The 13,527-nt window shown below is 68.2% G+C and carries 12 protein-coding genes; 6 read left to right on the forward strand and 6 right to left on the reverse strand.

Annotation, left to right across the window (positions count from 1 at the left end):
- The first annotated feature begins 171 nt into the window (after positions 1-171).
- The 5 genes from AB0H50_RS29965 (at position 172) to AB0H50_RS29985 (ending at position 4,114) form a co-directional block, all read left to right on the forward strand.
- The gene (locus AB0H50_RS29965; RefSeq protein ID WP_357459126.1) at positions 172-876 is read left to right on the forward strand and encodes a TVP38/TMEM64 family protein; all 705 of its coding nucleotides are present in this window, start codon (positions 172-174) and stop codon (positions 874-876) included.
- Positions 877-1,019: 143 nt separating this feature from the next.
- Positions 1,020-1,562: a DUF3558 domain-containing protein gene (locus AB0H50_RS29970; protein ID WP_357459129.1), complete on the forward strand. Its 543-nt coding sequence runs from the start codon at positions 1,020-1,022 to the stop codon at positions 1,560-1,562.
- A 35-nt stretch (positions 1,563-1,597) separates the two neighbouring features.
- Entirely contained in the window at positions 1,598-1,990 is a 393-nt protein-coding gene (locus AB0H50_RS29975) for a hypothetical protein (RefSeq protein WP_357459132.1), read from the forward strand.
- Positions 1,987-3,303, forward strand: a complete 1,317-nt coding sequence (locus AB0H50_RS29980; RefSeq protein WP_357459134.1) for a hypothetical protein — start codon at positions 1,987-1,989, stop codon at positions 3,301-3,303. Before AB0H50_RS29975 ends, AB0H50_RS29980 begins: the two co-directional genes overlap by 4 nt.
- 43 nt (positions 3,304-3,346) lie before the next feature.
- Positions 3,347-4,114, forward strand: a complete 768-nt coding sequence (locus AB0H50_RS29985; RefSeq protein WP_357459137.1) for an ESX secretion-associated protein EspG — start codon at positions 3,347-3,349, stop codon at positions 4,112-4,114.
- A 101-nt stretch (positions 4,115-4,215) separates the two neighbouring features.
- On the opposite strand, the gene AB0H50_RS29990 is transcribed toward AB0H50_RS29985, so the two are convergent.
- Entirely contained in the window at positions 4,216-5,130 is a 915-nt protein-coding gene (locus AB0H50_RS29990; RefSeq protein WP_357459140.1) for a trypsin-like peptidase domain-containing protein, read from the reverse strand.
- Positions 5,131-5,701: 571 nt separating this feature from the next.
- Here AB0H50_RS29990 and AB0H50_RS29995 point away from each other — a divergent pair.
- Positions 5,702-6,817: an alcohol dehydrogenase catalytic domain-containing protein gene (locus tag AB0H50_RS29995; RefSeq protein ID WP_357459143.1), complete on the forward strand. Its 1,116-nt coding sequence runs from the start codon at positions 5,702-5,704 to the stop codon at positions 6,815-6,817.
- Positions 6,818-6,856: 39 nt separating this feature from the next.
- On the opposite strand, the gene AB0H50_RS30000 is transcribed toward AB0H50_RS29995, so the two are convergent.
- The 5 genes from AB0H50_RS30000 to AB0H50_RS30020 all read right to left on the reverse strand — a co-directional run bounded on the left by AB0H50_RS30000 (position 6,857) and on the right by AB0H50_RS30020 (position 13,478).
- A complete protein-coding gene (locus AB0H50_RS30000; RefSeq protein WP_357459145.1) occupies positions 6,857-7,567 on the reverse strand; it encodes a hypothetical protein in 711 nt (236 codons plus the stop codon).
- A gap of 202 nt (positions 7,568-7,769) precedes the next feature.
- Positions 7,770-9,446, reverse strand: a complete 1,677-nt coding sequence (locus tag AB0H50_RS30005; protein ID WP_357459148.1) for an asparagine synthase C-terminal domain-containing protein — start codon at positions 9,444-9,446, stop codon at positions 7,770-7,772.
- A gap of 13 nt (positions 9,447-9,459) precedes the next feature.
- The gene (locus AB0H50_RS30010; protein WP_357459150.1) at positions 9,460-10,773 is read right to left on the reverse strand and encodes a nucleotide sugar dehydrogenase; all 1,314 of its coding nucleotides are present in this window, start codon (positions 10,771-10,773) and stop codon (positions 9,460-9,462) included.
- 3 nt (positions 10,774-10,776) lie between these two features.
- Positions 10,777-12,519 carry an asparagine synthase (glutamine-hydrolyzing) gene (gene asnB, locus AB0H50_RS30015; RefSeq protein WP_357459153.1) on the reverse strand — a complete coding sequence of 581 codons (1,743 nt, stop codon included), beginning with the start codon at positions 12,517-12,519 and terminating at the stop codon, positions 10,777-10,779.
- A 140-nt stretch (positions 12,520-12,659) separates the two neighbouring features.
- Complete coding sequence (locus AB0H50_RS30020) at positions 12,660-13,478, reverse strand: CorA family divalent cation transporter (protein WP_357459155.1); 819 nt, start codon at positions 13,476-13,478, stop codon at positions 12,660-12,662.
- Positions 13,479-13,527 lie beyond the last annotated feature (49 nt).

Here is a 13,527-nt window from a genome sequence, read left to right on the forward strand (position 1 = left end):
TCTTCCACTCGACCACGGGGCGCACCCAGGGGTGTACGCCCAAACCATCGCATTCGCCCAGCTCAGCGAGCACTTCGGTTAACGAGCATTCGTCCCGTTTCCCTCGATGCTAGCGGCAGCGGCAGCGCCGGTTGACCCTGGCCGCCGCTACCAACCGGTAACCTGTCGCGGGTGACCAGGCTGTTCCGCAACCCGCGTACCCTCGCCCTGCTCGTCGGTGTGGGTGCGCTGTTCGTCGCGGCGCTGCTCGTCCCGCTACCCGGCCCGACGCAGATCCAGCAGTGGGCGGACTCGGTCGGTCCGTGGTTCCCGCTGCTGTTCTTCGGGGTCTACTCGATTCTCGCAGTGGCGCCGCTGCCGCGCACGGTGCTGACCGTCAGCTGCGGTGTGCTTTTCGGAGCATTGCTCGGCACCGCGGTCGCGCTCTCGGCCACCGTCGTAGCCGCCGGGTTGGCGCTCGTCCTGGTGCGCACCCTGGACCGCAACAAGGTGGCGTCCCGGCTCACCCATCCCGCCGTGCGGGCCATCGACGATCGGCTGGCGCGGCGCGGCTGGCTGGCCGTGGGTTCGCTGCGGCTGATCTCCTTCGCGCCGTTCTCCGTGGTCAACTACTGCTGCGGACTCTCCTCGATTCGCTTCTGGCCGTATCTCGCCGCCAGCTTCGCCGGTTCCGCACCCGGCACCATCGCCACCGTCGTCCTCGCCGACGCGCTGACCGGCGGCTCCCATCCCGCGATGCTGGTGGTCTCGGGCGTGTGCCTGGCCATCGGGCTGCTCGGGCTCGTCGTCGACGCACGCTGGCGGACCGAGATCCCGGCGGCGCGGACCGCTCCGTCCGAAGAACCGCTCGTCGACGCGGTCGCTGCCCGCGACTGACTCGCTCGCTCCGACCGGCATCGCCGAAAGTCCTGTCCGAGTGTCGCTTACCTGTTCATGCGTGTGGTGGAAGCGCCCGACAAGGACGCGCTCGCACGACCTCGGTTTTTCGATGCTCTGTTAGAGTCGAGCGCATTCGGGCTGTGGTCGAAGGGGAGGGCATGACGCGCAGAATCGTGGGGATGATGCTCGGGGCGGCGGTCCTGTTCGCTGCCGTCGGCTGTGGTGGGACGACCGAGGGGACACCGACCACCAGCACCGCGCAGCCTGCGTTGTGGAACCCGTGCAACGAGATCCCCGATGATGTGCTGCGGGCCTCGGGCGTCGACCCGGCGACCGAGGAGAGCGGTATCGCGGGTGTACACCAAAGCGGGTGGGAAATCTGCGCGTGGCGGGGGAAGACGTACGCCATCACGGTGTACGCGACACGGCGAACCGTGGCGGAGTTCGAGAAGAAGGAAGGAAACATCGAGTTCCAAGACGTCACGGTGGCTGGTCGACAGGGTCGGCAGTTCAAGGTTCAGGGAAATTCCAAGGATCGGCACTGTGACATCTTGTTTCCGGTGTCCGCCGGTGGCGTCGTCCAACTGTCGATCTCGAACCGGGCATCCCTCGATGATCTGGAGAATCCCTGCACGGTGGCATATCGGATCGGTGAGCGGATCGTTCCAGTCTTTCCGCGCTGAGACCTGCGGAGGGCGAATGAGCAAGGGGAGGGCGAATGAGTGAGGTGAACACGTCGCCGTGGCGGCGTCTGGCGGCGCAGGCCCGGACCGGACAGTTGTACCTGAACGACGAAGCGGCGGCGCGTCAGGTGCTGGCTGCTTGTAATCAGCGACTCGATGACCTCGACGAGACCGCAGAACTGGCCAAACGATGCCAAAATGTCCACGGTTTCGGCGATTTCGAGATGTCTGACGTGTTGGCCGCGAAATTCCGTCGGCAGGCAACGGGTACCGACGATTCTATCGACGCAATCATCGACAAAGACATCGAAGTCGTGAGAGACATGCGCGACATCATGGCAATCTCCATCGCGCGCCTCAACAACCAGGACTACACGAACGCGGCATCTCTCACCGCGATCATCGATTCCGTGAGGACCCCATCATGACCGGCACGTTCGGCGGCATGTTCAGCTGGAGCGCCGGGGACATGGGCTCGGCCATGGTGGAGGGCCTGACCGACTGGATTGCCGGTGAGGAACGCGAGCCGGGCACCAAGCCGGGGGATGTCCAGGGGCAATTCAATCGACAGCGTGATGGTGTGCGCGGCGCGGCGGCCGATGTCGGTTTCCAGGGCGCGTTCCATCCGCGAACGGTGCTGGAGGACGACGAGTTCGAGCGCGACAGTGTCGCCAAGCTGCGCAGGCGAGTCGACGCGATCGACTTGACCGCCGTGGGTGACCTGATCGGCGCGTGGAAGGCCACCGGTGACCGCGCCGCCGCATCGCTGAAAACATTCACCGACAGCATCACCCGCCTCACCAACGACGGGGTGTGGCAGGGCGCGTCCGCGGACGCCGCCCTCGCGGCCTCGCGGGATTACGCGACCCACGGCGCCCAACTGCCGAACGCGGCCTTGCTCACCAGCAACAAACTCGCCGAACTCAAGACGGGTTTGGAACCGACGAAACTGCTTGTCCCGCACGAGCCCGAGGACCGCTCTTTCCTCGACAACTCACGGTCGTGGATCGCTGGGCGCGGCTGGCGCGGCAACACCGAGGCCGAGCGCACCGCGAAGGCCGAGGCGTTGCGGGTGCTGACCACGGTGTTCGCCCCGGTCGTCCGGGAATCCGACACCAATGTGCCGGTGCTGCCCCAGCCGTACAACCCGGTCCAGCGACCCGGTGACGAACCGGTGATCCTTGGACCCGGGCCTGGTCCAGGCGGCCCCGGCCCAGGCGGCCCCGGTCCAGCCGGCCCCGGCCCAGGCGGTACGCCGGGGAACCAGCCGGAGAACCCGATCGTCGATCCGGACGACTCGGACGACAATCCGGGCGGAACAGATCCGTCCTCGACCTCCCCGAGTTCGACGAATCCCGCCGCGACCAACCCCGCCGCGACCAACCCGGCGTCCACACCGACGACCAACCCGGCCGGAGTGCCGGGCAGTCCCGGTTCGCCCGGCCCGGGAGGTCCCGGTGCGCCCGGCCCCGGCACGCCGAGCACCCCCTCGCCGGGTCAATCGATTCGAGGGGTGCCACCCGCGGCCACGACGCCCGCATCGATATCGGCGGCGAGCGCGGCGACGCGCGCCGGCATGACCGGACTCGGCGGTCTAGGAGCACCCGGTGCGCGCGGCGGGAAATCCGACGAGGAGTCGACCAAGGGCATCCCCGACTACCTCATCAGCAGGGAACACGGCGAGGAACTGACCGGGCTGGACGGCCTGCCCAAGATGGTCCCACCGGTGATCGGCGAATGACGCGACGATCGATCGCGGACGGAACGACGAAAGCGGAGAGATCGTGACCACAGTGCGGCAGTGGCGCTTCAGCGCGCTCGAATTCCGCACCCTGTGGGAATCCACGGGCCGCGACGTCCTGCCGTATCCGCTGCGGCACCAGTTCACCACCCGATACCGCTCCGACAGCTTGCGCCTGCGCCAGGCGGCCGCGCGGGCGGTACGACCCCAGCTCGACGACGATCTGGTGCGGGCGGTGCACGTGCTGTTCGCCCCCGAGGCGCGCATCGAAGTCGCGGGATTCCTCGGCGCCGATCGCGAACGCCAACTGCGCGCCCACGCCGGTGTGCACTACCAGCACGGTGCGCTGGCGGTGCAGCAGCACAGTGACGACGGATACGGCGACGTGACGCTGACGTTCCTCCCCGTCGATCAGGTGGCCGGTGCGATTGCCGATACGTTCCCGAAAAGAGCTGCGGGACAACATGAACCGATCACCATCTTCGCCGAGGAGCTGGAACGCCCCCGCCCGGTCGTGCGCGACAGCTGGCGGCCGACGCCACGCGACGAGTTCGAGAAGTTCCTCAACCGCCCCGTCGCCGCCTCCATCCACGTCGGCGTCTACCCCTTGGGCAGCGCCGACAACCGGCACATCAAGGGCCGCAAAGACTTCCAGATCACCGACTTCGTGGACGACGGCCGCTACGTCACCTTCGGCACTCGCACCGTCGTCGCCAAACCGACCACCCGCGATCGCATCACCGCCACCATGCGCGAAATGATCACCCGCACCGTCGACGAAGTCCGTTCCGGCGACCACCCGCCCCGCTGACCCGATCGGCGCTCGGGGCGTTCGCATGTCGGCGCGGTGGCACCGAATCCCGCCTTCGGGTTGAGGCTCCCAAGTCGCGCGACTGCCCGGTCGGGCGACCGTCAGTCGACGGTCAGTTCGCTCGGCACGGCGATCACGTCGACCATCGCGCCGTTGCGCAACACGGTGACCGGGAGGGGCCGATCGATGGCGTCGGCGAAAAGCTGGCGCTGGATGCCCTGGGCGTCGCGGACTTCGGACCGCGCGACGCTGAGCACCAGGTCACCGCGGCGCAGCCCGGCGGTTTCGGCGGGCGCGCCGCGCACCACCTCGACGATGCGCACCCCCGCCCGCTGTCCGGTGCGCTCGGCCACCTCGGACGGCAACGGAGCGGGGACGCCGACCAATCCGAGATAGGCGCGGCGGACGCGGCCCTCGGAACGCAGGGTGGCGATAATGCGCCGGGTGGTGGCGTTGATCGGAATGGCAAGTCCCAGGCCGATTCCCGCGACGGCGGTGTTGATGCCGACCACGCGGCCCGCCGAATCCGACAGCGCGCCACCGGAATTGCCGGGATTCAGCGCGGCGTCGGTCTGGATGACGTCCTCGATCACCCGTCCGGCGCGCCGGGAGGCGACCGGCACCGCCCGACCGAGCGCGCTGACCACGCCCGCGGTGACCGAACCCGCCAAACCCAGCGGGCTGCCCACCGCGACGACCAGCTGACCGACCACGAGCTTGTCCGCGTCGCCGAGCACCGCCGCGCCGGGCCCGCGGCCCCGCACGCGCAGCACGGCCAGGTCCGAGAGCGGGTCGATGCCGATCACCTCGAATCGGGATTCGACGCCGTCCGCGAACACCACCTCGCCGTGCGCGGCCGCGCCGATGACGTGGGCGTTGGTGAGCAGGTATCCGTCGTCGGTGAACACCACGGCCGAACCGCTCCCCCGCCGGGTGCGCAGGCTCGCCACGTGCGGGGTGACCGATTCGGCCACCGCGATCACCGTTCGCGAGTACGCGTCCATCGCATCGTCCATGCCGACCACCCTCTCGCCATCGATACCAGGCACCTCCAAGGATGCCCTCGCCCGCCGCGGCGCGCACCGTCTTCGCCATCGCCGCGAAAACCGCCGGGCACGGCTGGCGAAGGTCCAGTCGCTCAAGCGAATTCCTCGTCTCGGAACGTCACATGACGGGTTCTTCGTCGGCGCGCCGCGTCAATCCCGCTGAACATGTCAAGCCCTCCGGCGTCGCCGCCGCGCGTGATCGGCGCCGCGTTCGTCGACCGGGGCGCTTCGACGGACAATTTCCAGCGCGACCGCCTGCGCACCGGTACCACCGATCCCGATCCAACAAACGGCGAAATGGCCGCGAAGGTGACGACGAGTCAGTTTTCGCCCGCGAAACCGAGGTGAATTCAGGATGTTACGGCGTTCATACCGAAGAGCGCCGGGTACCGCCACCATGAGGCAGTGGTGAATCACGATCATCGATCCGCCGTCGATCGGGTCCGTTAAACTCCCCGTGTGGCGGAATGTGCCCATCAGGCCGAATCCCCGTACACATCGATCATCTGCTTCACCGACGATTCCGAACAAGGAGTGCGAAGTGGATTATGCCGGAACATCCGAGGATCGGATAATACGCGCGCGTTGCCTCGTCGTACCGCCCGATTCCACGGGCGCGCCGCGCGAGGTGATCAGAACAGTGGAAGCCATCGATCCGCGCGGTCCCTTGATTCGCACCCTGGAGGTGGGCGTCTGCGGGACCGACATCCAAATCGTCGCGGGGACCGAGGGACAGCTTCCCGCGTCGGCGGAGGAAATGGTGCTCGGCCACGAAGTCCTCGGACGAGTGGTGAACAGTTCGACACCCGGAATCGAAACCGGTCAGCTGGTTACTTGCGTGGTCCGCGATCCGGATCCGGTGCCGTGCAGCCAATGCCGCCGCGGCCGGCCCGACCTGTGCAGCAACGGATCGTGGAAAGAGCGCGGCATTCGAGAACTCGACGGCTTCATGGCGGAGTACTGGCGCGCGCCCGCGGACAAGCTCGTTCCCGTTCCGGAGGAGCTGATCCACCTCGGCGTGCTGATCGAGCCCGCATCCATCGTGGTCAAGGCGCTGGACACGCTGCGAACGATGGACGAGCGGCTGGGCATGTCGGACCCGTCCGGCCACACGCTCGTGATCGGCTGCGGCATCATCGGCCTGCTCACCACCGCGTTCCTGCGATTCGCCGGGCACAAGGTGACCGTGGTGGATCCCGCGCCGCCTGGTTCGCTCGCGGCCCAGGCGGCGACCTCGTTCGGCGCGGAATATCAGTCCCACCAACTGGTTCCCGGCGACATGGTGACCGAGCAGATGATCGCGGCCCACCGCAGCATCATCGACGCGGCGGGCGTGGCGTTCCTGCCGCGGTTGCTGGCGACCCACGGCGCGGAGAACGCGTCCTGCTGCGTCGTCGGCCTGCCGAGCGGGCAGCATGCCGAGGTGGACGGCGGTGCGTTGCTCGGCACCATGGTCAAGCGAAACCAGGTGCTGTTCGGCGTCGTCAATTCCTCGCGGGTGCATTTCGAGGACGCGATAGAACTCCTGCGCGAGGTCGACGCCACCTGGCCGGGCGTGATCGGCTCGACGATGACGCGCATTCCCTTCGATCGTTTCCGGGAAGCATTTCTTCCGCACGCGCGGGCGGGCGCGAAAGAAACTCTCGTCTTCCGATAATCGTCCGCAGAATCCGGTAGCGGCGGCCGGCAACCGCCGCTACATCTCTTCGTATCCGATTATTCGAATATTGCTGTACTCCAGCCCGTCCAATTCGCAGTGCACGATCAGGAAAAAATCCTTCTTGCCGTGAATGAGATTCCAGACATCGGTGCCGCGGGCCACGCGCTCGAGCAGTGCGATGGTGGCGATCAACGTGCCGAAGGCCCAGACGCCGAACAGCGCGACGCACCGTTTCCCGGACGGCGTGCGGCTGACCGCGATGAATCCGTAGTCCTCCAACAGCGAGCCGTTCTCGTCCGCGGTCACGTCGTAACTGATCGAACCGTAGGACGCCACGTGCTCGGGATATCTGATCTGGAACTTCGGAAAGCACCGCTTGAGCAGGTTCCCGGTCAACCTGTTGACGCTCGGGCCGCCGATGAGAATCGTCAGACCGTGGGTGTCCTGGTAGGCGTCCTGGGTGCTGATGCTGATCCGATTCCGTTTCCCCAGTCCGCGCCAGGCCAGCACGGCCTCGGCGATGGCGCCGCCCTCCGCCATCGGCATCACCCGGACATTCGGCGGCATCTCCGCCTTCTGATCGGTGCCGTAGATCGACAGCCAGCCGGCGTGGAAATCGGGGATCACTATCTGAATGTCCTGCCCCTCGGCCAGCACATTCAAGTGACCGAATTTACGCCGGACGCGCGTCGCGTCGTAGAACCGCGTCACCCCGAATGTGGTGGTCGCGACGATCAGTCCCGACACGATACTGAGTAGCCAGGTAACCATCGAGCGTCGAATCCTGTCTCCGAGAGATAGTCCAAGGCCGTCCGATCACTCTGCGAGCGGTACTCGTCACGGGCTCGGCAGCGAAGAGGGCCGCCATTCGGATAGTGCCAGTTCCGGCTTGCGGTGTCCCCGAATTCGCGGACTCGCGCCGAAGTCGTCCGCGCCGCAAACGAATCCACTATGGTGCGGCGGGCTCCGCCGGACCGCCTTGCGCGCCCCCGTCGCGCGGCCGCGACGGCAACTCGGTCAGCCACGCCTCGAGGAAGCACAGCGCCCACAGGATTCCGCTCTTGTCATCGAGCCCGCGTTCGTGCGAGTCGATCAGCGCCCGAACGTGTTTCGCCCCCAACAGGTCGGCGGCGACCGTGCCGTGCGATAGCGAGTCGTGCAGGTGGGCGCGCAGCGGACCGCGGAACCACTCGGCGAACGGGATCCAGAACTTGTGCTTCGGCCGCTTCAGAATGCGATCGGGCAGGTGCGCCGCGATACCCGCCCGCAGCATGGCCTTGCCGTCGAGGGCCCGATAGCGCTGGTCGGCGGGCATTCCCGCGACGAACGCCAGCACGCGCGGATCCGCGAACGGCAACACACTGGTCATCCCGGCTCCGCCGAACGTGTGATGATCTTTGCGATACACGCCCTCGGTCAACCAGGTCTTCCACTGGCCGAACAGCAACCGGTCCAGCGCGGTGTGCGCTCGATGCTCCTCGTACAGGTCGGCCAGGATGCCGACCGCGAGGTCTTCGCCGACGCCGAGCGCGTCGTACATCAGCGCGCGGTCGTCCGCGCTGCCCAGCCCGATCCGCCCCAGGTAGTACCGCGCCAAGTCCGCCGATGCCGCGGGGAGGTCGACGAGGTGGATGTCGTCGTTCGGCGACATCGGGAACCCCATCACTTCGTCGCCGCCTTCACCGGTGACGATGTGCGAGCACCCCAGCCGCGCGGCGCGCTCGGCGATCGCTTGCGTGGCGACGATCGCCTGGTCGGCGTTCGGACTGTCGAAGGCACGCACCATGTCCGGCAGACTCTCGACGATCTCGGGCCCGACCGGCACGACGACGTGGTCGAAACCGAACCGGTCCGCGACGAGCGCGGCGTATTCGGTCTCGTCGTATCCGGCCTCGCGGAACGACGCGGTGAAAGCCGCCGGTCCGCGGCCCAATCGGATGGCGAGGACGGTGGCGTTGGTGCTGGTGTCGATACCGCCGCTCAGCATCATGCCCACGCGCTCGGCGGGCGCGATGCGGCGGGCGAGCGCATCGGTGAGCAGGTCGAGCACCTCGGCCGCCAGTTCCTCGGGTGCGACCGCGTCACCCGCCGACGGGTCCACCGGTCGCGGGTACGAGGCGTGACGACGCACGTGGCAGCCGCTGCCCCGCCGCGTCACCACGGCCCCCGGGAGCAGTCGCCGCACCCCCTCGAAGATCGAATACGGCGCGGGGACATATTGATACGTCAGATACAGGGCGAGGCCCTCCCGCGACACCGCGCCCGTGCCGACGTCGTAGGGCCGAGACCCGAACGCGAACGACGAGCCGGAGTCGCGATAGCACGCGTGCCCGAATCCGCCGGGATCGCTGACCAGATGCGTCTGCCCGCGCGAACGATCGTGCACGACAGCGACGTAATGCCCTTCCTGCGCGGCTACGGCGGACATTCCCCGCTCGCGATAGAGCGCGAGCAGCTCCGCCGCACCGGCGCCGGAGCAGAGCCAACCGTCGAGAACGCATACCGCGTCGTCGGCCTCCTCGATGGTGTACTGCCCGCCGTCGGCCGAGAGCACGATGTCGTCCACCGCGCGTCGCCAGCCGCCGTAACCGCCGCCCTCGGCGCGCGGCCGGACCAGAATCCCCATGGCGACATCCCTTCTACTTCGTGTCGACGTCCTGTTCCGCCGCGCCCGCATTGCGGGCGCCGGCCGCCCGGCCAACCCCTCGGTAGCGCAGCCCCGCCGCCTCGACGTCGGACCGTGCGAGGGCGTTCTTGGCGTCCACGACAAGGCAATCCGGCCGCGCCAATTGCGCCAGTGCGATCCAGTCGAGGGTGAGAACCTCAGGGAATTCGGTCAGCACGAGGACGACGGAGGCGTCGAGCACGGCCTCCTTGAGGCCCGCCGTGCGCCGGACGCCGGGGAACAGGTCGGCGAAAACCTCCTGGCTCAGTACCGGATCCCAGACCCGGACGTCGGCGGCGAACGCCACGAGACCGGGCACCACCGTCCTGCTCGGCGCCGCCCGCATGTCGTCACTGCCCGGTTCGTAGAGCAAGCCGAGGACGGCGACCTCCGGCGGTGGCGCGCCCGCCGCCGTTTCGCGCGCGACGATCTCGATCGGGAATCGCAGCTGGCGGTCGTTCACCTCGGCCACCGATTCGAGCATCGTCATCGGCCGTCCGCGACGACGGGCGAACCGGGTCAACGCGGTGACGTCCTTGCCGAGACAAGAGTCGCCGTAGCCGATGCCGGGACGCCAGAATCCTTGCCCCATACGGGGATCCAGTGCCACACCGCCGAGCACGGCGTCCACGTCGATGCCGTGCTCGCCACAGAAGTTCGCGATCTCGTTCGCGAAGCTGATCTTGGTGGCCAGAAAAGCATTGCTGGCGTACTTCACCGCCTCGGCCTCGGTTGGGCCGACCACCAGCCGCGGCGCGGTCTTGTCGTGGTACAGCGCGCCGAGCAACGGCAGTAGCTCGTGGTTCCACAGCCCGAGCACGATGCGGTCCGGAGACTGCCAATCGGCGAGGGCGCGGCCCTGATTCAGGAATTCCGGATTGTGCGCGTAGACGGGCCGGAGCGCGGGGAACCGCGTCACCCATTGCTCGCTGGTCCCCGGCGGGATCGTGCTTTTCACCAGGACGAGATCCGGAAGCGATCCGGCCGACAGCAGCTCCGCGAGCACGGATTGCACATTGGCGAGGTCGACGACGCCGGTCGCGTCCAGCGGCGCGGATACCGCGATGATCACCGCGTCGACCGGAACGTCGAGCGTCCGCCGGAACGTCACCGTGGTGGTGAGCAACGCCTCCGCGACGTCCGGTTCGTGGAACGGGCAGCTCCGCTCGCGCAGCAGGGCGACGCGGCGCTCGTCGTGATCGATGCCGAGGACGTCGTGTCCCGACGCCGCTAGTCCGAGCGCCGCCGTCAGCCCGACGTACCCCATGCCGATCACTGCCACCTGCATCGATCATCTCCTCGCACGAGCGACGTTGTGCCGACACCACATTTCGAGCATCAGGGCTTTGAACGAGAAGGGCGAGCCTGCCCCGTCCGGGAAGTCGGCGACCGAAAGCCGCCGGGCGGCGAATTCGGTGAGAATGCCGCGGCGCACCAGCTCACCGCCGGGCAGCAGATCGCCGTAGGTCCGCAAGAAGGAGGCGTGCCACGCGCGCAGCGGCGGCGAGAAGCTCTGCTTGGGCCGGTCGGCGATCGGCGCGGGAAGCAACGCGTAGGCCGCCTCCCTGAGTCGCTGTTTCGGCGGGTCACGATGATCCGGCCGAACCTTGCGCGTACCGACGACTGCCTCGACCAGCCGGTGGTCGACGAACGGCGCACGCAATTCGACGGAGTTGGCCATGGCAAGCCGATCGCACTGGGCGATGCCGTTCTCGCGCAGATAGGTTCCGGTGATCAACCCGGTCAGATCGATATCCGGGCGAACGCCGAATGGCTCGAACCCGGTCCGCGCCGCGTCGCGCATCGCCTCGCCGAAGTAGTCCGGCCCGACCCGCTCGGCCTCACGAAAGTCCGGATCCAGCTTGTAGAACACCAGCTTCCCGCGCGCTTCGCTGAGCGCGACGGCCTGCCGCACCCACGGGTAGCCCCAGAAGAGCTCGTCGGCGCCCTGGCCTTGCAGCATCACCCGTACCCCCGCCTCGGCCGCCGCGCGCATGACCGCGTGATAGCAGACGCCGGCGAAGTCGGCGACCGGATCGTCCTGCGCCGCGACGACGGCGGGCAGATCCGCGGTGGCGCGCGCGGTATCGATCTCGATCTCGTGGAACGGCATGCCGAGCGAGGTCGCCAGCTGCCGCGCGTGGTGCCGTTCGTCGTTGGCGGGCCTGCCCGCGTAGCCCACCGAGAAGGCACGCACCGGTGCGGCGCAGAATTTGGCCGCGAGCGCGGCCACCACGCTCGAATCGAGGCCGCCGCTGAGCGAAATACCCAGCGGCTGATCGGTTCTGGTGACCAGCGGACCGAGTCCGGTGAGTATCTCGCCGACGAACTCGGCGCACGAACCGTCGATCGGCTCCGCGTCCACGAGGCGCCAGTAGGGTCGTGACCGTACCCGCCACGGCTGCACGTCCACGGTCACGACATGTCCGGCCGGCACTTTCCGCACGTCGCGCAGGATGCTGCGCGGCTCGGGCACGTATTCGAGGTGGAAGAAGTCGGCCACGCCGTCCGGATCGAGTTCGACGGGCACCCCGGCGGCCGTCAGCGCCTTCGCTTCGGAGGCGAACAGCAGCCCGTCCGGTCGTTCCGTGTAGTAGAGCGGTTTCTCGCCCATCCGGTCGCGCGCCAGCGTCAGCCGGCCCCCGCGCCGGTCCCACAGGGCGAACGCGAACATGCCGCGCAGGTGATCGACGGCGCGTTCGCCGTGTTCCTCGTACAGGTGCAGGATCACTTCGCAATCGCCGTCGGTGGCGAAGACGTGGCCGCGCCGCCGCAACCCCGCACGCAGTTCGGCGAAGTTGTAGATCTCGGCGTTCGCGATCAGGACCAGCTCGCCGTCGGCGCTGCGCAGCGGCTGCGCCGAGCCGGAGACGTCGATGATGGCCAACCGGGTGCACCCGAGGGCGAGCGCCGGATCCGCGAACACCGCCGCGGCGTCGGGCCCGCGATGGCGCAACGCTCCGGTCATCTGCTCAACGAGATCGACGCGCGGCGGAAAGCCCGATCTGGCGACGTGGCCACTGATTCCGCACACGGCCCGCTCCGTTCTTCCCACCCGCGGGTCTGTCGAATACTACCTGGCGGCAGGACACGGAACGGCCGGATCGCAAGGGCGAGTTCGGCTGTGAGACTGGGATTTTCGGCGCGAATTTCGGTAGCGGAACGGCTGCCGGATCAGCCGAGGACCACCAGGTAGCACAGGGCGAGGATGCCGAGGGAGACCAGGGCGGCCGACAGGGCCAGGATCTTGACGAGTCTGGCGTGCTGCATCTCGACGCGCAGCAGCAGCGCGTGCTGGAGGTAGCGGATGCGATCGTGTTCGGCGTCCGCGCGCCCGCGGAGGTCGGCGATGTCGGCGAGCAGGTCGCCGATCGCGCTGTCCAGATCCGCGGTGCGCCCGCCGTGCTCGGCCCGCAGGCGGCGTCCGGCGCGGACCAGGTCGCGCTGGGTGTCGCGCACCCGGGTGACGGCTTCCTCCACGGCGTCCATCCTGACCAGGGCGGCGCGCAGGTCGGCGAGCTCGCGTGTCCGGTCGCCCCGGTCGACGGTGTCCATGTCGCGAGCCAGCGCGTCCGATTCCTCCCGCGCGTGCCCGAGCACCGCCTCGGCGGCCTCGTTCAGCGAACGCAAGAGGGCGTAGAGCACACCGTGCGGCGAACCGGCGAGCGCGGGCCTTCGCCCCATCTCCGCGACGGCGCGATCGAACGGCGCGAACGGTTCCGCGGAGTACGCGGTGACCACGAAATCGCCGCCGAGGGCGAACACGGCCGTCTCGCGCCGCACGGCGTCGCCGCGCAGATAGGTCGCCGTGACCGGGAGGTAGACGAAATCGCCTGTCTCCCAGACGCTGTCGTGAGTGCGGGAGAAATCGATGCCGAGGCGTTCGCGCAACACCGCCGCGGTGTCTTCGTCGGACGCGGTCAACGGAATCCAATGCAGGCCGAGCACCTCGGTGTCGAAGCGGTCGGTGGGCGTGCTGAGCGCGCTGGTCATCTCGGACTCCGAATCGGCGTTCCGATGGTCGTATCCGGCATCCGCCGTT

Source organism: Nocardia sp. NPDC050793 (assembly GCF_040654065.1).
Lineage (GTDB): Bacteria > Actinomycetota > Actinomycetes > Mycobacteriales > Mycobacteriaceae > Nocardia.